Origin of the sequence: Halobaculum halobium (assembly GCF_030127145.1) — an archaeon.
GTDB lineage: Archaea > Halobacteriota > Halobacteria > Halobacteriales > Haloferacaceae > Halobaculum > Halobaculum halobium.
In genome coordinates this window covers 140,975-162,662 of the sequence record NZ_CP126159.1, presented here as the reverse complement: position 1 = coordinate 162,662, position 21,688 = coordinate 140,975, and the positions used below count along the sequence as shown (strand labels likewise).

Here is a 21,688-nt window from a genome sequence, read left to right as displayed (position 1 = left end):
TTCATCCAGTGTTCACACCATGGCAACTGATCGCAGGAAGCTGCTGAAGATGGGCGGCATGGCGGCCGCGGCAGCGCTGGCGGGCTGCGTCGGCGTCGAAGAGCAAGGAACTCCGACGTCGGGCGGGTCAGGCGGGTCCGACAGTGAAAACAGCGGTGGCGGATCGACGGCGACACAGACCACCGAGCCCGCGGTCGATCCCGGCACCGCGACGACGTGGTATGCGCGCTCGTCCGCCGAGGGCGAGACCCTGAAGACCGTGATCGAGCAGTTCAACAACCAGTCTCGACACACCGTCGACGGGTCGGACCTCTCGGACCTCGAGAAGAAGACGCAGTCGGCGATCCCCGCGAACCAGGGGCCACAGATCTTCGAGTGGGCCCACGACTGGGTCGGCGATTACTACCAACGCGACTTCCTTTCGGACCAGAGCGGTCAGCTCTCGGTGAGCATGGACACGTTCACCGACGCGGCCGCGGAGGCGGCCCAGTTCGACGGCGCTGTCGTCGGCCTCCCGTTCGCCGCTGAGACGGTGAGCCTCCTGTACAACAAGGAGCTGGTCGACACGCCGCCGGAGTCGGTGAGCGAGATGGTCGACGTGATGGAGGAGCACCACGACCCGTCGAACGGTATGTACGGGCTTGGCTACCCGCTTAACGCCTACTTCATGAGCGGCTTCGCGCAGGCGTACGGCGGGTATTATTTCGATCCCGACGCCGACGAGATGCTCGGCCTCTCGAACGACGAAACGATCGACGGCTTCGAGTTCATTCTCGACACGCTCGTCCCGTACATGCCGAACGACACGCAGTACGGCCCGCAGGCGGCTGCCTTCTCCGAGGGGAACGCACCGTTTGCGATCAACGGCCCGTGGTTCCTCGGCACCGCCCGAGAGAAGGGAGTCGACGTTGGCGTCACGAAGCTTCCGTCGCTCGAAGGGAGCTCCCCGAGCCCGTACACCGGCATCCAGCTGTGGTACTTCGCAAAGGGGATGGAGGAGTCCGAATCCGACGCCGCCGCCGCGCGCGAATTCGTGGAGTGGTACGTCACCAACGAGGAGCAGTTGATGGCCAACGCCGAGAGCCACGGATTCATCCCGGTGTTGGACAGCCTGGCCGGGGACGACAACCTCCCGTCCGCCGTCCAGGGGTTCTCGCAGGCGGTCCAGCAGGGTGTCCCGATGCCGACGCACCCGAAGATGGGAAGCGTGTGGGGCCCGCTCGAGACCGGGTTCGGCAAAGCGCTCGACGGCAACATGTCCGTGAACGACGCGATGGTCGAGGCCGAGGAGACGATCCGGAGCAACTGGGACTAGGTCATGAGCGCCACCAGCAGAATCGCCGACCGGGTCGCCGAGGTCCCGGCCATCGAACGGGAGGACGTCTCCCTGCTGCTCGTCCTTCCGGGGCTGTTCCTGTTCGCCGCGTTCATGTTTTTCCCGATGCTGTACCTGCTCGGGATCTCGTTCACGAACGCCCGGCCGTCGAACCTCTTCGCCGGCGGCGGTTTTCTCACCTTCGGCGAGGCGACGTTCGTCGGTCTGGAGAACTACGTTGCCGTCCTCACCGACGGGACGTTCTGGAACTCCCTGGGAACGACGTGGCTGTTCGTCGCCACGAGTCTCGTGTTGAAGATCGGGCTCGGTCTCGGCGTCGCACTCGTCGTGACGAACGAGCGTGTGCGGGGCGCGCGATTCATGCGCTCGTTGCTCATCGTCCCGATGGGGCTGCCCGCCATCTTCACGATCACCATCTGGCGGGGGATCTTCACGTCCGCCCAGTTCGGTCTGGCGAACCAACTCCTCTCGTGGCTCGGCGCCGGCACCGTCGCCTGGCTCAACGAGCGCTGGCCCGCGTTCATCGCGTACAACATCACCGAGATGTGGCTGGCGTATCCGTTTATGGTGATCATCACCGTGAGCGCGCTTCAGGACGTGCCGAAGGAACTTCACGAGGCGGCGATGGTCGACGGCGCGGGCTACTTTTCGCGCTTCTTCCACGTGACGTTGCCGAGCGTCAAGCGCCCAGTGCTGTTCGCGTCTATCCTGACGGCGGCCGCTTCGTTCCAGCAGTTCCTCATCCCGTACGCGTTCAACAGGGGCGGTCCCGCACGCCTCAACGAGCTCGTGATCGTCTACGGCTACCGTGAGGCGTTCCAGTTCTCCGAGTACGGGCAGGGCGCCGCCATCATGCTCGTCGCGGTCGTGTTCATCGGGGCGTTCATGTGGTTGAACGTGAAGAAAGGCCGTCTCGCAGACGGGGTGGACGAAGCGTGAGCTTACTCTCGCGTGTCGCCAGTAAGATCGCCGACGACGCCCGGAACGTGCTGAACACTCCCCGAGAGCTCGCGTTGGAGGCGCGGTACACCGTTCAAGCGTACCGACGCGGCGACGTGTCGGCCACGCAGCTCGGTCGGACCGCCGCCGTGACCGGGTTCGCGATCCTGGTCGTCGCGGTGCTCCTGTTCCCGATCTACTGGATCGCGATGTCCGCGATCTCCGGATCGGGCGGCACGGTGTACGCCGCCGGCGGGTTCAGCTTCTTCCCGGACAACCCCTCGATTCAGCCGTTCGTGTGGGTGCTCGGGGACCTGATCGTCCCGGCGCTCGCGGTTACGGTGAACGTTCCGTTCACCGACCTCGCGCTGGTGTTCAATACGCCCGAGATCGCGTTCCTCGACGCCAGCGACCACGGGGTCGACAACCCTTCGAACTTCAAGCAGTACTTCGTCAACAGCGTCATCGTGTCGGTGCCGACGCTCATCCTCGCGATGTGCGTCATCGTCCCGGCTGCGTACGCGCTCTCGCGCCGAGAGTTCATCATGCGCCGGAAGGTGCTGTTCGGCTACGTGCTGTTCACGCAGGTCGGTGGCGGCCTCGGGATCGCCGCGCTCATCGCGCTGTACGCCATGTTCGTGCAGGTCGGACTCAACAACAACCGACTGGCACTGGCGGCGTACTACGCGGCGACCGCGGTGCCGTTCAACACGTGGCTGTTGAAGACGTACATGGACGGAATTCCCGTCAGCTACGAGGAGGCGGCCCTCGTCGATGGCGCACCGCCGTGGCGCGTCGTGGTCGAAGTCATCCTCCCGCTGTCGGCGGCGGGCCTGGCGACGGTCACCATCTTCACGTTCCTTACAGGGTGGATGGAGTTCGTCGTCGCCCAGACGATGCTGTCGGCCGACAAGTTCACGCTCCCTGTCGGGCTCTTCGCACTGGTCGACGAGTACTCGATCCCGTGGGCGCGCTTCTCTGCGTTCGCGCTCACGTTCGCTTCGCCCGTCATGCTCGTGTACCTATTCGCACAGCGGTATATCGAGGGCGGGCTCTCTTTCTCCGGAATGGAGGGGTGACCCTCCGGTCGGCTCTCGGCGGGCGCTCGTGCGTCGATCAGCCGTCGACGGGCTGTTGCATGCCGAGCCAGTTGACGACGGTCCCTGCAGAGTCAGTGACGGGCGCGAGCGTGACACGGTTCCGAAACCGTGACCCGTCCGCCCGGTAGTTGGTCAGCGTGACCGTCGTCGCTCTCCAGGTCGACAGCGCCTCCCGGAGGTCCGCGACCGCCTCCGATTCGGTCTCGGGACCCTGAAGCAGCCGGAGGTTCTCGCCGCGGAGTTCCTCCAACTCGTACCCGGTGATGTCCCTGAGCGTCGCGTTCGCGTACACAACAGGGTTGTCGGCGTAGGCCGGTCCGGCGAGGGTGATGCCAACGGACGCGTGGTCGAGAACCCGAATCCGGCGGACGTACGCGGCCTCGTGGTCGGCGAGCGACCCGGACTCCGGCAGGGTTTCCAGCATCGAGTCCACGGTGGCCTCGTCGGTCAGGCGAGTGAGCCGCTCGCCGTCGTACTCGCTGCTGTCGAGCACATCGGGGAGCCGGTCGGCGAAGCGGTCGTGATCCAGTTGGAGGAGGTCGGCGACGGCGTCTGGGTCGGCCATGCTGTATTCGTAAAGTGTGCGGTCTTCCGAGGACAAACCCCTGTCGTGCTCGGAGATCGAGCCGTCGGAGGTACCTCCGGCCCCATGTGGGGGCGTGAAGCGAATACTATTCGTAGTGGTGGTGTTCGATCCGATCGACGACCTCGGCAAACGCGACGTTCTGTTTCACGCTCGTTATCTGAATCCGGACCCGTTCACCTTTCTCCGTGTCGGGGACGATAATGACGTAGCCGCGGTCGACGCGGGCGATTCCGTCACCCTGATCGCCGATGCCTTCGATGTCGACCGTGACTTCGTCGCCCCGGTCGACAGGCGGTTCCGGTTCGGCCGTACTTGTGGAAGTACCGTTGGTATCGTTGGGACCATCTGTCCGGTCGGCGTGAGGCCCTCGTGGTGACCCCTCGGCGTCGGGGTCGTCCGAACCAGCAGCCGTCGCCGCTCCGTTCACTTCGTCGGCGTCGCCGTCGGTCGAAGCATCAGATTCATTCTCACTCAGAGCGCCTTCGCTTGAACCCGTGTGCCGCCCGAGAATGGCTACCCGGTAGACTTGTTCGGGCCGAAGAGCGTTTAGATCGACTTCTCGCTTCGGTACTTCGATGACGTACGATCCGTCCTGCTCTTCGACTTCGGCACTGAATACACAGCGTAGATCATCTGATATCTCCATTGAGTCTCAGTTCACACCCCAGTTATGTTAACCCTACGTGTCCCTGGGGCTGAAACTGATCGGACAGTCGACGTGAACGACAGTAATCGAATGGCTGGCGTGTATCAATTCGTGGACGACTCCACGGTGTTCCACACCACTGTGTCCGCTGTACCTGTGAATAGAACTCGCCTCGGAGTTGCAATCGCAGTAAGTTGTTGAGTATCTGCAGACCCACACCACAGTGTCCGCTGTTCATTCAGCCCGGAGCGTGTCAGTGCGTTACCCTTCGGCTCTCAAGCAATCGGACCCGCGGAGTTAGCCGGAGAACCAACCCAGAACAGCGGACGCGGTGGTGTCCGTCTCGCTCCCGGCAGCAGCTAATGAGCGGCTGTTCACGAGGACAACCTATCTGAAGTGGTAGTAGCGCCCGAACGTAATCGGTAGACTGGAGTGACACACCACTGTGTCCGCAGTTCGCTTTGACACGGGACGAGGAGAACAGCGGACATAGTGGGGCCGGCTCAGCTGATCCTATCCGACAAATCGTTGTAATCGCCGACAGACGAGCTCACTGTGGAAGATCGGTCCGACCAACTGCGGGACGCTGTTGGTGAACACTCTCCCCCCACTATGTCCGCTGTTCGCTCGTGAGAGAACGGTACCGATAGATCTAGGCGTAATTGGCACGGACGCACGACGAAAATAAGAGTCAGCGATGGTAAGATATCAGATAACGACTAATACTGATATCTTTGTTTGCTGGTTTGCGGACTAATTAGTTCATGTATGTATAAAACCGTCGGTATATAATAACCAACATGCAGTGGGTGGGTATCGTTGTACAACAACTGCGGACAAAGTGGGGTGAGTGTGTTCCGTGCTTTATTTAAATATTATATAAGAGATCCAAGAACGGCGGAAACAGCGGACGCTCCGGACACTGCGGACACGGTGGTTTTATCATCTATCCCACGTATCCACCGATGACTACCAATGGGGATGTTCGAGCGGGACACAGACATCTACCGCGACCGTGACGCTCTCCGTGAGGATTATCAGCCGGAGCAGTTGGTTGGTCGCGACGAGGAACTCGACACCTACCGAGCCGCGCTCCAACCGGTGATCAACGGGGAGCAACCAAACAACGTCTTCCTTTACGGGAAGACGGGAGTGGGGAAGACTGCAGCGACACGATATCTCTTGGAGCACCTCCAAGAAGACGCTGCACAGTACGACGATATCGAGCTCACTGTCGTCGCGCTCAACTGCGACGGGCTCACCTCGTCGTACCAGGTCGCAACCCGGCTCGTCAACGAGTTTCGCGACGACACCGAGCAGATCTCTACCACCGGCTATCCGAGAGCAAGCGTCTACGAGATGCTTTGGGACGAACTCGACATCTGTGGCGGGACTATCCTCATCGTCCTCGACGAGGTCGACCACGTCGAAGACGACTCGATCCTCTACCAGTTACCGCGCGCTCGCGCGAACGGGAATCTTTCGACGGCCAAGGTCGGGATCGTCGGCATCTCCAACGACTTCTCTTTCCGCGACGATCTCTCCCCCAAGGTCCGATCCTCGCTGTGTGAACAGGAGATCCACTTCCCCGCATACGACGCTACGGACCTCCAGAAGATCCTCGAACAACGCGTCGAGGTCGCGTTCCACGAGGGCGTCCTCGACCCTGGTGTCATTCCACTGTGTGCCGCCTACGGCGCGAAGGACGCAGGCGACGCCCGCCAGTCGATCGACCTCCTGATGAAAGCTGGCGATCTCGCCCGCGACGACGATACCGAACGAGTCGCCGAAGCGCACGTCGAACGCGGACGGCGCGCGCTCGAACGTGGCAGGATCAAGGAGGGGATCACCGGGTTGACCCAGCACGGCCATCTTGTCCTTTACGCGCTCCTCACTCTCGACCTCGAAAACGAGGCTCCCGTGCGGTCGCGAGACGTCCGCCCGCGATACTCTCGGTTTGCCGAAATGGCCGACCGCGATCCACTCGTCCCCCGTCGCATGCGCGATCACCTCTCGGAGCTGGCGATGTTGGGTATCATCTCGGTGACCGAACGCAACGAGGGGCGCCGCGGCGGCACCTACCGAGAGTACGCGCTCGACATGGACGTCGACCTGGTTCTTGACGCGATGTCGGACACGGTACAGGACGTCGGCGTCCACCGCTCGGTAAAAGAGTTTCTCGTGGACGACCCGAGCGACGAGATGACCGACGCCCGAGTCACGGACTTCGCCTCGGGCAACTGAGACTACGGTCCATCGAAGAACTGCGGACGAAGTGGTGTCGCTCCGTTCGACCAAGTGCTGTCCGGAGATCCTACGCGGTCTCGATACAACCGCGGACATGCTGGTGTCGATTCGTCGCTCGAACTGCGGACACACCGGTGTTGTTCGGGGCCACCTTGTCTGGGAACACTACTTGTCTCGTGTGAGACCGCTGTTTCTCAGTCGGTTCCGTTGCTCTGCTGCGTAATCCACAACTGGGATACGAAACACGCCACACCACCAAGTCCGCTGTTAGCGCGATATCGAAGCCGAACAACGGACACAGTGGTGTGTCTCCGGGGCCTCGTCATTTCGACTTTGGGCGTTCCCACGGTGGGTTGTTCCGCGGACATTGTGGTGTGATCGTACGGCGGACACGGTGGTGTTCGACGGTCTCAGAATCGACTCGTATCAGTCGACCTGGGCTCTGGGTTGGATAGGCTCCGAGGAGGAAAATTCGCGCCGACTGCTCCGGGTCCACGGAAACCAACAGGTAGCAGGAGCACGAAGGGGGTGATATGGGAGACGACACGATCGGATCTCGGCGGGTACCAGAGCAGTGGCTGAGGCTACTTGAACTGGTTATCGATGAGGGGATTGAACGCCAAGGGGGAGTCGAACTCTCAGCCGAGGACCTCCGAATCGACGTTCCGCTGGCGTTCGGTGAAGACGCCGACCGAGCGGAATGGGGGTTCGACGGGTCGGTCACAGTCGAGACCAAAGGAACACGCGGCACGCTCGCAGAGTGGTATCACCTCCATCGCGAGTCACTTCCAGCCCCTAAGGAAGATGGGTCAAGTCGGTCCACGACAGCCAAGGACAATTCTGAGTGATAGACTCACCATCCTCCGATTAGATTACTGTTATGACTGTGGGCACCGACGTTCACGATGTGAATGACGTTGTAATCGTCGGCGGCGGTCCCGCCGGCTTGACTGCGGCACTGTTCGCCGAAAAGAACGGTCTCGGTACGACGCTTCTCGACACCGACGGAACGTGGATGCACAAGGCGCACCTATTCAACTACCCTGGAATCGGTTCCATCGACGGTTCCGCGTACATGGAGACGCTCCGACAGCAGGTCGACTCCTTCGGGGTTGAGCGGCTTCAAGGCACAGAAGCGGTCGACGTCGAACAGACCGACGATGGATTCCGAGTCGTCACTGACGCCGACGCTGTTGAGGGACGGTACCTGGTGCTCGCGACGGGAGCGAACCGCGACCTCGCGGAGTCGCTCGGTTGCGCGTTCGACGGCGATGTCGTCGACGCTGACGTGACGATGGAGACGAGTGTCGACGGAGCGTACGCGACGGGTGCAATGGTCCGAGCAGAAGAGTGGCAAGCCGTTATCTCCGCCGGTGACGGCGCTGCCGCTGCACTGAACATCCTCTCTGCAGAGAAAGGTGAGCACTACCATGACTTCGACGTGCCAAACGATGCCGAGGCCGTCTTCGGCGGCATGGCTGCTGAGGAGTAGACGGAGGCGTTCCACATCGGGAGGTACGTACTTCGTTCTTTTTCGGCCCGACCCCCGTAACGCTCTGCCGGAGGTACGGTCCCGTGGCCGAACTGTGGCTACGCGTTCGCTTCGACTTCTGTGGCGTCGCCGGCGGACGCTCCATCGTCAGTCAGCGAGTACACGCGCTTGCGGGCGTCGCGCAGACAGATCGACTCATTCACGAGTCCAGCCTCTTCAAGCCGACCCAGCGCAGTTCGGACGGTCCGTGCCGACAGTGCGGTCTCTTCGACGAGTTGCGTCTGGGTCCGTTCATCGTCGCGGTCGAGTACAAAATGTACGAGTTTCGCACTGGGTGGGAGTTCCGCGAACAATTCGGACTCCGGAGTAGATCCGTCATCGGTCGCTCCCGCCGGAGTCGCGTCGTTCTCGGTCGATTCGGTTGTCGATTGGGTCTGATGGGCGCTTGTCATGTCAACGAGAACTATAATTTGGGTTCCGACAGCGGTCGGATTTGATGCTCTCGGACAATTGTACGGCTTGTAGTGACTTACCCGTTTCCGGGCGTCAACGTCACCCAGTTACGTTCGTGTAACCACCTACTTCGAGACAATCAGCTCCAGAGCATCATCTCAGAGGATGTTGTTATTTTATATTCACTACAGTTGAGCCAAAATGGATCAACGACAGGGAGTCTCGCTAGAGCAAATACGTTGAAATACCCAATCCGGCTCCTGCAAATGAGACGTACCCTTGTGTGTCACAACAAGCGGCGCACGTGTTCGGTTCTGGAAGAGATATTCGCCACGCGAGAACAACTGATGGCCTAGACCCACAGTATGTAAACTAATCTATGGGATATCGCGCAACTTACAATAGAACGCCTGAAATCGGATCTAGCCGCCATTTTTGTATAAACTATGCATAGTGAAATCGATGAAAGACAGTGTGACTCCCGAAGAGCATGAAAATGACGTGGCTGGCTGGTATCGGACGCTCGTCGAGGAAGTAAACGACCTTGCAACAGTCGTCGATACCGACGGGACGATTACCTATGTTAGCCCAGCAGTCACACGTATTCTTGGCTACGAACCTACTGAGTTGATTGGCCACGAGGGCTACGAATTTGTCCATCCCGACGATCGGGAGCGAAACGCCGCGGCGGTTGAGGCTGTCTTATCGAACCCTTCAGAATCCGCGACCGTCGAAGTCCGCTTCCGGCATGCAGACGGTTCGTGGTGCTGGATTGAGGCCACAATGAGAAACCGGCTTGACGACGACGTCATCGATGGGATTCTCCTCAGTAGTCGAGATATCACCGAGCGAAAAGAGTACGAGGTCGAAGCTCGGGAACTCGCCGAAGAGTATGAGGCTCTTCTGAATAACGTAGCGGACGCTATCTTTCTTGTTGATGTCGAGGATGTGGATGGTGACGTTAGATTTGAATTTGAACGACTCAGTCCCTCCTATGAGCGTCAGACTGGCATTACGACCGAAGAAGTGCAAGGACGGACACCGCGAGACGTATTTGGCGATGAACAAGGATCAAGTCTTGAGACAAACTACCACCGTTGTGTCAATGCCGGTACGCCAATCTCGTATCAAGAAGAACTACGGGTCGATGAGGGGGCACGCTTCTGGCAAACGAAACTTGCGCCAGTAGTCACCGATGATGAGATAACTCGCCTCGTTGGGATCACACGAAACGTGACTGAACGCGTCGAACGGGAGCGACAGCTGCGTCGGCAAAACGAGCGCCTCGACGAGTTTGCAAGTGTCATTTCGCACGATTTGCGCAGCCCGCTCAACGTCGCACAGGGGCGTGCGACGCTCCTCGCCGAGCAAGCGGAAAGCGAGCATCTTGATCCACTCCTCCGAGCGCTCAACCGGATGGAAGCAATCGTTGAGGACACGTTGACGCTTGCTCGCCAGGGTGACACATTAGGCGATACAGAGTCGATCAGTTTGACTGACCTCGTCGGGAAGTGCTGGGCGACAGTAGACACGGACGACGCAACCATCGAGATCATCGACGAGGTGACCTTCACTGGCGACCTCGACCGGTTACAGCATGTATTCGAGAACCTGTTCCGGAACGCCGTTGAACACGGTGGCTCTGACGTGACCGTCCGTGTCGGATGTCACGGCGACCACGTGATATACGTCGAAGACGATGGGCCGGGGATTCCAGCGGACAGGCGTGAAGACGTATTCGAACCCGGCCATTCGTCAGCCCGTGGTGGAACGGGGTTTGGGTTGACTATTATAAAACGGATCGTGGAAGCCCACGGCTGGGACTTGTCTGTGACCGATTCAACCGATGGTGGAGCACGGTTTGAGTTCGAAATGTCGAGCTCAATAAATTAGTTCACCTGTCTCTTGAGCTGTATCCGTGGCTGCCCGGGCGTCTTACTATTGACCGGTGACGTTGTTAATTGTCAGAACTTCCGTTCGAGGATCTGTTTGCGGAACCGACCTCCCGGGCCGTGTTTACCCAGCCGTGATCTGGGAAGGGTGCGGGACGCACGCTGTACCTGTACTGATAGATGCGCTCGTCCGCGTCAAGCCTGATATCGAACGCGTAGACGATTCCATCCTCGACTCCGAGTCGGAGTGTGCCAGTAATAGGCGATGGGACGTGGGTGGCAGCCGGCCGTTTGTCTGAGAGGCGGTACGTGATCACAGGAACTCCATGGTGGGTCGTCGTATTGATCGCCATCCACGTGTACGCATTGAGGATGTCGGGGTGTCGACCGATGTTCGTGGGAGCAACCTGTCCGTAGTGTGGATCGTATCGGTAATACGCGTCGGTGGTGGTCTCGTAGACGAACTGTGGGTCTAATTTAAACTGATCGCGTTGGTGCTCCGGGATACTGTTTGCAGGTTGAACAAATGCGTATGTTGACCCATTGATGTATACCGTGGCATTGTGCCAGCGCTGTCCGATGATCTCTCCCGTGCTAGAATTGATATAGTAACTACCCTCTACAAGTCGCCGCTCGGGGGGGCCGGTGTAGATGATAGCGTACGAATCCCAGGATTTGCGAGGAGTGTGCGAAACGTTGTGATCGTCTGTGTCGAGCGCTGAAAAGTTGATATGATCTGGGCCTGCCCCCGCGGGATACCTCTGGTCGGAACCTAGTGGAGTTGCCTGAGGGGATGATAAAGACGTGAAAGCGACCACCCCGATGCCAATTGCTACGAGTCCGACTACGAGGACAATCAAATAGCGTCGGTCCATAGCGGAACAAAATAGCAATATGTGTAAATAAATATTCAAGACTCAAACTTGCATTTGTGTGTCAAACACCAAGGCGCGAACGCCAATAGCCGGTTCCTGGTATTCGGGGCGCGAACTCGCCAATCCACCCAATACCATAATACCCCACAGTTCAAATCGTGGGATAATCATGAATGGCGAGTCGCCACCTCCACCGCCAGAAGATGCACCCGCGTACGTCGTCGATCCACTTCAACGGCAGCCGGGGGATCGACTTCGAGAGATTGCAACGTGGGCGGCCACGCTGGCCGACTACAAAACAGCAACCGACCGCGACGCTAATCATCAAGAGGTGCTTGAGCGCCGTATCGAAGCAGCAGGCTACTCAGCCAACCCAGCAGACTACGAGGGTGTTCCTGACCGCGCGTACATCTCGATCAAAGAACCACAGGACGGGTACAAGTACGCGTACTGGCAGTGGCGCTCCAAGCCCGACGTCGACGCACCCGACATGAATCAGGCCATCGGGGCGCTCAAAGATTCATGAGTTCCGCTCGCTCACAGTCTCGAGTCCACGTCACTCTGCCCTGAAGTTTCCCTGCATTTCATCGCGACGTGCCGCGCATTCCTCGGGCTTCCTCTCGGGGTGACTGCAACGAAGTACGTCTCTTCACGCTCGCACTCGCATTCGAATATGTTGTTTCAGTGTAGGCTTCCGTTGCGCGCGCTCCAAGCGGTCACGTTCACCCGAGAAGTCGAGTGACTCCACTGCCGTGCTGTCGGTTTCGTGAACATTGTTAAAGGAGTTAACGTCGATACCGACACATCGTTTTTGGGCGACTCGGGTGGTTCAGGTGATTCTTGATCCAGTGTCCGTCGGCTGGGCGATCAGTCGTCACCGTCTGGATACTCGTGATCGAGCAGCAGTCTGAACGCGGACCGCTCTGCGACCCGGAGGTGCTTGTTGAACGTCGGCTGAGAGACGCCGATCAGGGCCGCTACCTCTTCGCCGCTGACCTCTCGTGGCCACTCGAAGTACCCTGCTGAGTACGCCGTCTCTAAGGACTCCCACTGGCGGTCGGTGAGCTCCTCTCGGAGTGCGTCCTGCAGTTTGAACAGCGACCGGATGGTCCGCTCGCGCTGCCGCTGGGCCACGAATTCGGTCTCTGGGTATTCGTTCTGAAACCCCTCAACGAGCGTCCGTACGTCACTCCCGCGAGGCGCTTCCACTACGAGCCTCCCGGTATTGCCGTCGATGGTGGCGCCTCGGACCACGGCCCCGTGCTCGGTGAATACATCCCCGAACCACGTCGGCGCTGTCACCTCGATGAGGCTATCGTCGGTACCTTCGTCGGTGTTGACAACCTGGGCGGCCTCAATTTCCGGGGCGGCGGTGGCCAGTCCGACTACCTCTTCGACCGGCGCCCCATTGATGGCGTAGAACATCGAGAACGAACCCCCGGTCCGTCGAATAGTGCGTTCAAGCCGGACCCGACAGTCCGCCATGGTTGCCGCCCGAAACATGAACAGCCCCTCGTCGGCGATCTCAAACTCTAGTTCTGTAGTTCCCTCAGACTCGAGCGCACGCTCGCGTTCAGTGACTGTGATTGCGTACCCGATCGACCGACCGAGCTCCGCAAGCACGTCCCGCGTCGCCTCGTCGAAGGCGCCAGGGTCACTGGATGCCACCGAGAGTACGCCGTGAGTCGTCGTCTCGTAGCGAACCGGCACGGCGACGACCGACTGGATGCCGTGTCTCAGCGCATGCTTGCGCCACGATCCTGCCGTTGCCTCCGTGGCGACGTTCTCGACTGTCCGTGGCTCGTTCGTCTGGGCGGCAGCGACTGCTGGGTGACCGCCGGCACCAGACGAATCAACGACGCTCGTCAACCCGGCGACGTAGCCCTCACTGCCGCCGGCACTCGTACGGGGGCGAAGCTCATTGCCCTTGATTGACTCCTCGGCGATCCATACGAGATCGAACCGATCGACATCGATGAGCCGCTCGCAGACGGCATCCTCGATGCTGGCACGTGAGGACTGCTCGACCGTCGCATGGTCGATGTCCCTGATGATGGTGTTGAGCTCCTCGAGTCGGTTGGCGCGTTCCTGTTGGCGTTGGAGCTCTGCCTCCCGCTCGTCAAGTGCACGTTTGCCGGCGACGTGGTTCAGCGCCGCCTCTAACGTCGCCACCAGGATCTGGACGAGCTCCACGTCCTCGGCGTCGAACGTTGCCGAGGGTGCCCCGACGAGCATCACGCCGTGTGGGCCGAGCGGCAGCACGAACTCCGGGTTGGGGACTTCAGGCCCGTACACGTCAGCCGGCAGCTCCGAGCTGGTGACCGCCTCTCCCTCGACGTACACCTGCCACGGTAACGACTCACCGGGGCCGAACGACGACGGCTCGACATCGAGTTCCGCGAGTCGGTCGGTCACCGCGGTCGGCTCGAGCCGGCCCGTCTCCTCCTCGTAGAGATACGTCGACACCAGCGGGAACCCCAGCACTGTTTCAGCGGCCCGCACGGCTTGTCGGCAGGCCGAAATTCGAGAGTCAGCGGCTGTGAGTTCACTAGTCGCCTCGTGGAATGTCTCGAGTGTTTGCTCACGCTGGTGGCGCTCAGTGACGTCTTTGACCACACCGACGAACTGGTCGGGCTCGTGGACCGCACCCTGGATGGGATACCCGGTCGCTTCTAGCCACCGCGTTTCTCCGTCCGGGCGTTTGATGCGGAACGCGAACTCGTAGTTGTCATCGGGGTCGCCCGCCCTGATGTCAGCGACCATCGCCTCAAGTTCGGCCGCGTAGTCGTCGCGGTCCTCGGGATGGACTGCCTCCATGAACGCCTGTGTGCCCTCGGACAGTTCCTCAACAGGTCGCCCGTAGATGTCGGCAAACGCGTCGTTGACGTACCTAACCTCGGTCAGATCCGCGTCCGCGAGATAGATGACCTCCTCGACCCGTTCGGCGATCCTCCGGAAGCGACGCTCGAGTTGGCGGTGATCGGTGATGTCCCGCTGGATCGAGACGATCCGCTCCTCACCGCCGATGACTGCCGGGCTCACCGTCGCCTCGATCAGGATCCTGTCGCCAGCTTTCGTTTCCTGAACCCACTCGACGGTCTCGGACTCTCCGGTCTCGATCACCCGGTGACACAGCTCCTGAGCCCGCTGCCGGGAGAACCCAGCATCGGCCGCGCTGAGCCCCTCTACCCCCTGTTCGCGGGCTGTCTCGATGCTCTCGTAGTCCAGCCGCTCAACGAACGTCTGGTTGGCGTCGAGTAGCTCCGCAGTCTCGGGGTCCTGGATGGCGATGGCGTCGGTGACGCCGTTGAATATCTGCTCGAACTCCCGCTCGCGACGCTTGCGTTCGGTGATGTCTCGGGCGCGCCCGACGATACGGTCGACCGAGCCCTCGTCATTCTCGACGGGAAAGCGAGCGACTCGGACCCAACGAACCTCGTCGTCGACTACGACCCGGTACTCCCCGTCGTACACGTCCCGGGTGTCCCTGGCTTCAACGTCGGCGATCAACTCGGCGACGTCGGCCTCGTAACGCTCCCGGTCGTTCGGATGCGTCGCCTCAATGATGTCCTGCGGGTTCGCTTTGAGTTCCTCGACCGGCCGACCGTAGATATCCTCGTATGCAGGGTTGATGTAGAGGATCTCCGAGAGATCTGCTGTCGACAGGTAAATCACCTCGTCGATGTGCTCGGCGATGAGCCGCAGGCGCCGCTCGCTTGCACGCAACTCGCGCTCGTGACGTTTTCGCTCGGTGATGTCCCGCACGCTCGCCAACACCCGCTCGACACCGTCCAGTTCCACGACGGCTAGATGTACCTCCACGGGGAACGTCTCGCCGCTCTCGTGCTGGTTGCGCCACTCGAACAGTTGGGGGCCCTCCTCTCGAGCCTGCTCGATCATTCCCTGGGCCGCCTCCTGGCCATACTCTTCGCTCGGGACGGTCACCATACCGATGTCTTCGCCGACGAGTTCTTTCCGTTCGTAGCCGTTTATCTCACAGTACCGCTTATTCACGTCGACTATCTCGCCGGTTTCGGGGTCGTGGATGACGACCCCGTCGGAGACGTTTTCGAACACCGCTCGGTACGCACGGTCGCCGGTCACCGGAGCCACGTCCGGTGAACCTCCGCCAGAGGGGAGGCTACTCTCTGGATCGACCCCGCGGTTGGCAATACTCGCGAGTCGATCGGCGACGAGTGCACACTGGCTTGTCGCCGCCGTCCGTGGGAACACGTCGCTGGCACCGCGCTCGACAGCTGCGGCGATGGTTCCCTCGCTATCGGCATCCGCCAGCAGAACCGCAGGGAACTCCGCCCCCACACCGAGTCGGTCCATAATCGCTGGTGCGTCTACCCCGTCGCTCACGACGAGCGCATCAGCCTCGATGTGGGCGCCCCGTTCGACGGCCCCGCCCGCTGGAGGGACCGGACTGGTGATGACTGAGGCCCCTGCAGCCTCGAGCCCATCAGCGACGGCCGAGGCGAATGACTCCTCCTTCGCCACAACCAAAACGGTGAGCGTCTCTATCCCTTCCTCTGACACATTCATCGAATTTTGGAGACAGTGTGTTGAACATTTCCCTCGAACAAGCAAACAATCCGGAGTGTGCGTTGCTCACGCGCAGATTCACTGCGAAGTCCCCGGTAAATCCTCTCACGGACGGGCGGTGTCAATAGATATAGCCCCCGATGACCGTCGTGTGAACACCTGTAGCGATCACCTTCCTGGGTGAACAGTTGGATAGAGACAGATACAGATGAGATGGTACAACCGACGGACGTCTGCGATAGCCCGTTCTAGCGGCAACCCTATCTGGCGAGCGATTGTGCTCACTCGGGCGGGGTTCGGCATCGTGATGTCCGTGTGGCTCCTTGAGGTCGAAGCGCCGACAGTAGCACTCGGCTTCACATCGGTCGTCCTCTCCTCGCAGCTCGTTCGATGCACCATTCGGATCACCCAACGCGTCGCTTCAGTGATTGACCGAGTTGGCCATCGAATCGCTCCCTACCGGCGTCACCCGCGCCTCGCTGGGGGTGAGTGAGCATGGCGTCACAACGATCTATCTTCCCGATGCGCAACCAGACTGACGTCGATCAGTCAGCGAAGACGGTTGCACTGGCCGACGCGGGCGAGGTGGTTGAGGCGCTCACCAGCGAAACCGCAAGAGCAATTCTCGGACGGATCACCGAGTCACCTGCACCCGCGTCGGACCTCGCGGAGGCACTCGACATTTCGGTCCAGAACGCGAGCTATCACCTCGACCAGTTAGCGGAGGTCGACGTAGTCGAGGTCGTCGACCGTTGGTACTCCAAGCGCGGCCGGGAGATGAAGGTGTACGGACCCGCCAACACACCGCTGGTCATCGTTGCCGGCCGCTCTGTCGATGAAGCGGCAATCGAACGGATGATGACCACAACGACCACCGAGGGCAGAGAACCTGAAGATGTGGCTACCGACGGCGGGATCGACATGCCCGCGTGGGACTCATCTTGAACCAGGCGATAACCCGGCAAATCGATCTTCGTGCGAGAGAATCACTGCAAGTGGATCTGCAAACATCTCCCGCCGCTGCTCGTCCGTGATGTGTGTCGAAACAGCGGGCAGCGAAACTGAGTATAGCGTTAAGTGATTTATTGATGGGGGTCGCCGTCAACATCTGAGCTGACTCCTCTAGCGGCCAAAACCTTGTCTGCGACTTCCTCAGGGTGGTCTGCGAGCACCCGAAGCGCCGCGTCGTGGAGCTCCCGCTTCGACGCGTCCCGGATATCGTGGCGGCGCAGCGTCGGTTCGACATCGATCGCGAGTGCGTCCTCGAACGCGTCCCACGCCCGCTGACGTGCGTACAACGGGCGTTGTTTCGCTTCCTCGAACCCGAACGCCGGTTCCGAACCTGCCACCGTGTCTCCACCAGCCCCGGCAGATGACTCCGGGTCGTCGTCCGAGGAGTAGTCCTCTACGTGAGAATCTGAATCCGTCGGCTGATCGTCCTCGACGACCGACTCGCGGTGTTCCTCCGCAGCATCCGAAGTCTCAGTTGTGTCAGCCTCGGTTTGTTCGGCTTGGTCTAAGTCGTCAAACGCCATCAGACCATCACCTCGCGTTCGCGGACAACACCGCCAGTTTCGACGATCGCCGCTAATTCCCCGTAAGCGGGGAGCTGATCACACGTGTCATCGTAATCACGCAGCGGAAGTCCCGCGTCGTTGGCGTCGTCGATCGCTGACCGATACCGGATTCCGGGAAGTGGACCGTCGTACGTTCCCTCGTCGATCGCCGCCCAGTCGTCGTCTGAGATCCGACAAAAATTCGGAACGACAGAGTCGGCAATCTCCATCGAGTTAATCTCCTCTAACAGCGCACGGTCGCGTCGATCCTGATCGAGACGCTGGGATAAGCCCGATGGAACCACCGCGAGGATGTCTAACTCAAAGTACTGGCGTGCTTCCTTCACCAGTCGATTGACGGTGTTGTGTATCCCTGAGTCGTACCCCGTTTCGGGGCGAACGGGAATGATGAGGTTGTTCGTCGCGTACAGTGCGTTCTCGTTGAGTTTCCCCTGATTGGCGGGGCAATCAACGACGATATAGTCGTATTCGTCTTCGAGTAGCGGCTCGACGACCCTTGTGTTCAATCGCGTCGAGCCACCCATCGCGTTCTTCAGCTGTGTCTGGACGTCCTCGAGATCCTGGTGTGCAGGGAGAAGATCCAGGCCGTCGACGACCGAGACGATCGCCTCGCGCGGATCGCTATCCTCGAGGAGCACTTCATGGACATGGTTCGTCTCGGCCTCGTACTCTTCGATGAAACCGAGATTCTGCGTCATGTGCCCGTTGTCGTCGAGGTCGATGACGAGTGCGGTCTCGTTGCGGTGTGCCAACTCGCGGGCGAGGTTGATCGCGGTCGTCGTCTTCGCGAAGCCGCCTTTGAGGACGCCGACCGCGACGGCACGCGATTGTGTGTCTGTTTCGGACATGGTGTCACCGTTACAGGCCTCGAAGGGGTCTCTGTTTGAGTTAGGTAGCTGAGCAAGGTATCACACCTCGTTCAGCTTCCGCACCTATTTTACAATAGGTGCAGATCCCGACTGGTTCGCTAGCGCCTGTGGCCTGACTCGAGTCGACCCCTCAGGATGCCTGCTCGTGATCTCATATATAGATCCATCATACAAGAAGGTGCGCAAGACATCTGAGCCAGAAATCTAAGATAGCTTATATAGCTCATCCTAGTCAGCTATCTCAGCTACCTCAGCTACCTCAGGTACTCTAGCCATCTCAAGTAATACTCGTACGATAGGCACCTGAGGTTTTTAACGGTGCGAACTAGGCTGAAGCGCGTTCGAGCACAAGTTGTTCCATCTCCACGTCAACAAGTCTCGCAAACATACGCGTCCGAATACTATTCAAAACAGCAACAATCGGTGAGATAGGTTAAATAGATACAATAGCTGGCATAGCTAACTACTCTAAGGTAGCATCCTGATCTGTACTAGCGTTGAGGGTTGCGCAGCTGCTTTGCGATCTAGGCGGCTAATTCCACCTACAATTGAAACTCCGTAAAGTAGCCCTTCGTTGAACGGATCCGACGGTTGTACGGACAGCGGGAAACTCGCCGTGACCACGCACAGAACACGCTGGTATGCTGTCTCGATGAACGGTTCGACGAGGAAAGCGTGACGACGGTGTACGCGGGCAATTGATTGAGGTGCTGGAGACACACGGTCAGCCAGGATGAATGAGAAGTCACGGGATAGTTTGGGCGTTCAACCTGCCCACCATAGCTCGCGCGTGTTGTCAGGAGTACGGCATTCGCATCGAACTTGACTCGAAAACGTGAGCGAGACAGCTATGGCTTCGATGGCTCAACCACGATTTGGTGATTTCGGCAGAATTCGTCGTGCGTCTGACTGCATTCGAACCGCACGCCGACCTCACAGTCTCGGAGATGCGTCTTCGATACCACAGCGAGACAAACACCAAGACTGACCGACAACCACGCTCAGATATATACCGTATATCGATATACAGATGTGGTTCGCCCTGATGCGCAACCCAGTGTTTCGTATGGGGATGGACTGACCGATTCACCTCTCGAATCTCTGGATCGGTATTGTGCACGATACGCAGACGTACAGGGCAGCCAGTTCTGTACTAATATAACCGAAAAGAAGGCACACATCGATTCTATCCCCCGAGGTTGTACAGGGTACTGTCACCTGCTATCTGGGGGCTCAGCAACATTATGATTGACATGACCGTATTCACGATATGGTTACTTCAAAACAGCTCGTCGTTTTAGGAGTCGTCGTCATCGTCGTTCTCGTTCCGATCGCAGCAGTGGGCTTTCTCATCTTCCCACCCGACTTCGCGTATTCGCATACATCGACGTACTCCTATACCACCTCTCTCAGTACGAACACGACGATCGAGAACGTCACGGTCCATCTCCCGTTCCCCGCCGGCGCTGATGTAGAGGCTGACGCCCTATCCGATCTGTGGATCTACGATGATAACGGCACAGAACTCACAGACTGGGATACCGCTATCGTCCAAACCGACCGCGGGCCTATGCTCCGTCTCAACGTTGATCGAGTCGTCGGTGAGGATCGGTACATCCTCTGGACCTACGCTCCCAACGGTTCGGTGGTAGACCGAGAAGAGATCGGTTCCGACGAAATCCCCGAGGACATGAGCAACAGAGAACTCTCACCCGACCCGACACGGTACTCGATTTCGTGGCATCACTCGGTCGACTATGACATCGAAACGCGATACCCGATCGGGAACGCGTCGTTCCTCGCACCAATCACTGACGTGGCCACTGCCGACTGCGAGTATAGGTGGGATGACTCGGATGCCTGCTGGGATTTCGCTACCGTCGCTGCGGCCACGTACGAGGCACCGAACCCGGCGACAGTTGTCATCGACGAGATTAGGTTCGAAGCTTGGAATGAGTGGGGATTCTGGCTCTCGAACAGTTTCAACACGTTCGAAGCGACGACGTCACCCGCAATCTACGTCGACGGCCGCCAAGGATGGACACACCTCGATGGCCATCTCCATGCCGGAATGGGGAGATACGACGGTCCATCACGATGATGGGTTCAGACATAGAGAAGACTCAGCGATGTGTGTTCGACTTGCACGACGCCGTATTTAATGACAGTTCCACGTGGGGAACAGAGAGAGCAATCAACCGAAGCGCAGTGGGCGGATATCGAACTGGCGGTTCCCAACAAGAGAAGTCAGCTCTCCATCGGCTCATTCGTCGAGTGTGTCCTCGTGGGGCTCACTATGCCTGATTCTGCTCCGCACGACGACACGAGTGCCGACTACACAGCCACAATCCGTAGATAATTTCCTCAAGAAATTATTTGCTTTCTCGACCGCGTGGCATCCAGTATCTGGATCGACTGAATAGCGCATCAAGTCCACCGTAAGGATGACCACTGGACGTGACTCTCGAGAGCCTAGATGAATTGTCTGCCAAGGAGGCGCGGCAGTATCTCATCCGGTTCATCGGCCGCCAAGACCTCGACGAGCACGCGGAGATTCACGACGAACTCGCGACTGAGTAGGACTACCTCGTAGCTGCGGGTTCTGCCAATTACGCCGACCATTCGGGCAATACCGGTCTCTCATTCTCCCAGTGAATCACATCTAACGCGGACGTGAAATCCTGTAGTCGGTCATCGAGGACGGCGAGTGGATGCGCATCAAGAAACGTCGCTCTATGCCGGTCGACCGGCGTGTCTTCGTAACCGACCTGGATGTGGCAGGGCCCAAGATCATCGACGCCAACGAAACGCCGTTGACCACCCTCGGCTTCGACGCGCTACAACAGCCCCACGAAACGCTTACCGACTATTACGACTGCTGTTGGAGGGGAGCTCGGGACCGGCAGGAATTCCTCCAGAAGACGACCAATAACGGTGTCGACGCCGGCGTCCGCCACCGGAGTTCAAACCGCATCTGTCTCATGATCCCCCGGTCGACCATCCGGTCCTGGCGACGGTCGCCACGCTCGATGAAACGTGTCAGGAGTGCAAATGAACCGTGCGAGACCATCTGATTCGGAGGGTCTGACCGATGGACGAGGGCTCTCGTCGACAACGAGCGAGCGCCT

19 protein-coding genes and 1 pseudogene are annotated in these 21,688 nt (G+C 59.5%); 12 read left to right on the top strand and 8 right to left on the bottom strand.

Going from position 1 to position 21,688, the window contains the following annotated elements; all coding sequences use genetic code 11:
- Window positions 1-19 precede the first annotated feature (19 nt).
- The 3 genes from P0Y41_RS15780 to P0Y41_RS15770 are packed head-to-tail and all read left to right on the top strand — an operon-like array spanning window position 20 to window position 3,354.
- Complete coding sequence (locus P0Y41_RS15780) at window positions 20-1,315, top strand: extracellular solute-binding protein (protein WP_284063742.1); 1,296 nt, start codon at window positions 20-22, stop codon at window positions 1,313-1,315.
- A 3-nt stretch (window positions 1,316-1,318) separates the two neighbouring features.
- A complete protein-coding gene (locus tag P0Y41_RS15775; protein WP_284063741.1) occupies window positions 1,319-2,275 on the top strand; it encodes a carbohydrate ABC transporter permease in 957 nt (318 codons plus the stop codon).
- Entirely contained in the window at window positions 2,272-3,354 is a 1,083-nt protein-coding gene (locus P0Y41_RS15770) for a sugar ABC transporter permease (RefSeq protein WP_284063740.1), read from the top strand. The genes P0Y41_RS15775 and P0Y41_RS15770 overlap by 4 nt, the downstream gene beginning before the upstream one ends.
- A 37-nt stretch (window positions 3,355-3,391) precedes the next feature.
- Here the strand turns inward: P0Y41_RS15770 and P0Y41_RS15765 are convergent, their stop codons facing one another.
- Together P0Y41_RS15765 and P0Y41_RS15760 are read right to left on the bottom strand one after the other, a co-directional pair.
- The gene (locus P0Y41_RS15765) at window positions 3,392-3,940 is read right to left on the bottom strand and encodes a PAS domain-containing protein (RefSeq protein WP_284063739.1); all 549 of its coding nucleotides are present in this window, start codon (window positions 3,938-3,940) and stop codon (window positions 3,392-3,394) included.
- A gap of 106 nt (window positions 3,941-4,046) precedes the next feature.
- The gene (locus P0Y41_RS15760) at window positions 4,047-4,607 is read right to left on the bottom strand and encodes a TRAM domain-containing protein (RefSeq protein WP_284063738.1); all 561 of its coding nucleotides are present in this window, start codon (window positions 4,605-4,607) and stop codon (window positions 4,047-4,049) included.
- A gap of 975 nt (window positions 4,608-5,582) precedes the next feature.
- Between P0Y41_RS15760 and P0Y41_RS15755 the strand changes: the two genes are divergently transcribed.
- The 3 genes from P0Y41_RS15755 (at window position 5,583) to P0Y41_RS15745 (ending at window position 8,346) form a co-directional block, all read left to right on the top strand.
- Complete coding sequence (locus tag P0Y41_RS15755; protein WP_284063737.1) at window positions 5,583-6,851, top strand: orc1/cdc6 family replication initiation protein; 1,269 nt, start codon at window positions 5,583-5,585, stop codon at window positions 6,849-6,851.
- 536 nt (window positions 6,852-7,387) lie between these two features.
- Window positions 7,388-7,702, top strand: coding sequence for a hypothetical protein (locus P0Y41_RS15750; protein WP_284063736.1), 315 nt, complete (start codon window positions 7,388-7,390; stop codon window positions 7,700-7,702).
- A 59-nt stretch (window positions 7,703-7,761) separates the two neighbouring features.
- Window positions 7,762-8,346 carry an NAD(P)/FAD-dependent oxidoreductase gene (locus P0Y41_RS15745; RefSeq protein ID WP_284063735.1) on the top strand — a complete coding sequence of 195 codons (585 nt, stop codon included), beginning with the start codon at window positions 7,762-7,764 and terminating at the stop codon, window positions 8,344-8,346.
- A gap of 98 nt (window positions 8,347-8,444) precedes the next feature.
- Here P0Y41_RS15745 and P0Y41_RS15740 read toward each other — a convergent pair whose 3' ends face one another.
- Entirely contained in the window at window positions 8,445-8,798 is a 354-nt protein-coding gene (locus tag P0Y41_RS15740; RefSeq protein ID WP_284063734.1) for a helix-turn-helix transcriptional regulator, read from the bottom strand.
- 463 nt (window positions 8,799-9,261) lie between these two features.
- Here P0Y41_RS15740 and P0Y41_RS15735 point away from each other — a divergent pair, with 463 nt between their 5' ends.
- The gene (locus P0Y41_RS15735; RefSeq protein ID WP_284063733.1) at window positions 9,262-10,692 is read left to right on the top strand and encodes a PAS domain S-box protein; all 1,431 of its coding nucleotides are present in this window, start codon (window positions 9,262-9,264) and stop codon (window positions 10,690-10,692) included.
- Between the two features lie 64 nt (window positions 10,693-10,756).
- On the opposite strand, the gene P0Y41_RS15730 is transcribed toward P0Y41_RS15735, so the two are convergent.
- Window positions 10,757-11,566 carry a hypothetical protein gene (locus P0Y41_RS15730; RefSeq protein ID WP_284063732.1) on the bottom strand — a complete coding sequence of 270 codons (810 nt, stop codon included), beginning with the start codon at window positions 11,564-11,566 and terminating at the stop codon, window positions 10,757-10,759.
- Window positions 11,567-11,624: 58 nt separating this feature from the next.
- On the opposite strand from P0Y41_RS15730, the gene P0Y41_RS15725 reads away from it, so the two are divergent.
- The gene (locus P0Y41_RS15725; RefSeq protein ID WP_284063731.1) at window positions 11,625-12,092 is read left to right on the top strand and encodes a hypothetical protein; all 468 of its coding nucleotides are present in this window, start codon (window positions 11,625-11,627) and stop codon (window positions 12,090-12,092) included.
- Window positions 12,093-12,433: 341 nt separating this feature from the next.
- Here the strand turns inward: P0Y41_RS15725 and P0Y41_RS15715 are convergent, their stop codons facing one another.
- Window positions 12,434-16,108: a PAS domain S-box protein gene (locus P0Y41_RS15715; protein ID WP_284063730.1), complete on the bottom strand. Its 3,675-nt coding sequence runs from the start codon at window positions 16,106-16,108 to the stop codon at window positions 12,434-12,436.
- 501 nt (window positions 16,109-16,609) lie between these two features.
- Here P0Y41_RS15715 and P0Y41_RS15710 point away from each other — a divergent pair.
- The gene (locus P0Y41_RS15710; protein WP_284063729.1) at window positions 16,610-17,059 is read left to right on the top strand and encodes a winged helix-turn-helix domain-containing protein; all 450 of its coding nucleotides are present in this window, start codon (window positions 16,610-16,612) and stop codon (window positions 17,057-17,059) included.
- Between the two features lie 137 nt (window positions 17,060-17,196).
- Here P0Y41_RS15710 and P0Y41_RS15705 read toward each other — a convergent pair whose 3' ends face one another.
- On the bottom strand, window positions 17,197-17,649 hold the full coding sequence (locus tag P0Y41_RS15705) for a DUF7970 domain-containing protein (RefSeq protein ID WP_284063728.1): 453 nt from the start codon (window positions 17,647-17,649) through the stop codon (window positions 17,197-17,199).
- A complete protein-coding gene (locus P0Y41_RS15700) occupies window positions 17,649-18,539 on the bottom strand; it encodes a ParA family protein (protein WP_284063727.1) in 891 nt (296 codons plus the stop codon). The genes P0Y41_RS15705 and P0Y41_RS15700 overlap by 1 nt, the downstream gene beginning before the upstream one ends.
- Window positions 18,540-19,830: 1,291 nt before the next feature.
- On the opposite strand from P0Y41_RS15700, the gene P0Y41_RS15695 reads away from it, so the two are divergent.
- Together P0Y41_RS15695 and P0Y41_RS15690 are read left to right on the top strand one after the other, a co-directional pair.
- Complete coding sequence (locus tag P0Y41_RS15695) at window positions 19,831-20,661, top strand: hypothetical protein (protein WP_284063726.1); 831 nt, start codon at window positions 19,831-19,833, stop codon at window positions 20,659-20,661.
- Between the two features lie 356 nt (window positions 20,662-21,017).
- Complete coding sequence (locus P0Y41_RS15690) at window positions 21,018-21,140, top strand: hypothetical protein (protein WP_284063725.1); 123 nt, start codon at window positions 21,018-21,020, stop codon at window positions 21,138-21,140.
- Between the two features lie 29 nt (window positions 21,141-21,169).
- On the opposite strand, the pseudogene P0Y41_RS17870 reads toward P0Y41_RS15690, so the two are convergent.
- Window positions 21,170-21,352 (bottom strand): annotated as a pseudogene (locus tag P0Y41_RS17870) (hypothetical protein); the annotation flags it as partial.
- On the opposite strand from P0Y41_RS17870, the gene P0Y41_RS15685 reads away from it, so the two are divergent.
- Window positions 21,272-21,634, top strand: coding sequence for a DUF7260 family protein (locus tag P0Y41_RS15685; protein ID WP_284063724.1), 363 nt, complete (start codon window positions 21,272-21,274; stop codon window positions 21,632-21,634). The pseudogene P0Y41_RS17870 and the gene P0Y41_RS15685 overlap by 81 nt on opposite strands.
- Window positions 21,635-21,688 lie beyond the last annotated feature (54 nt).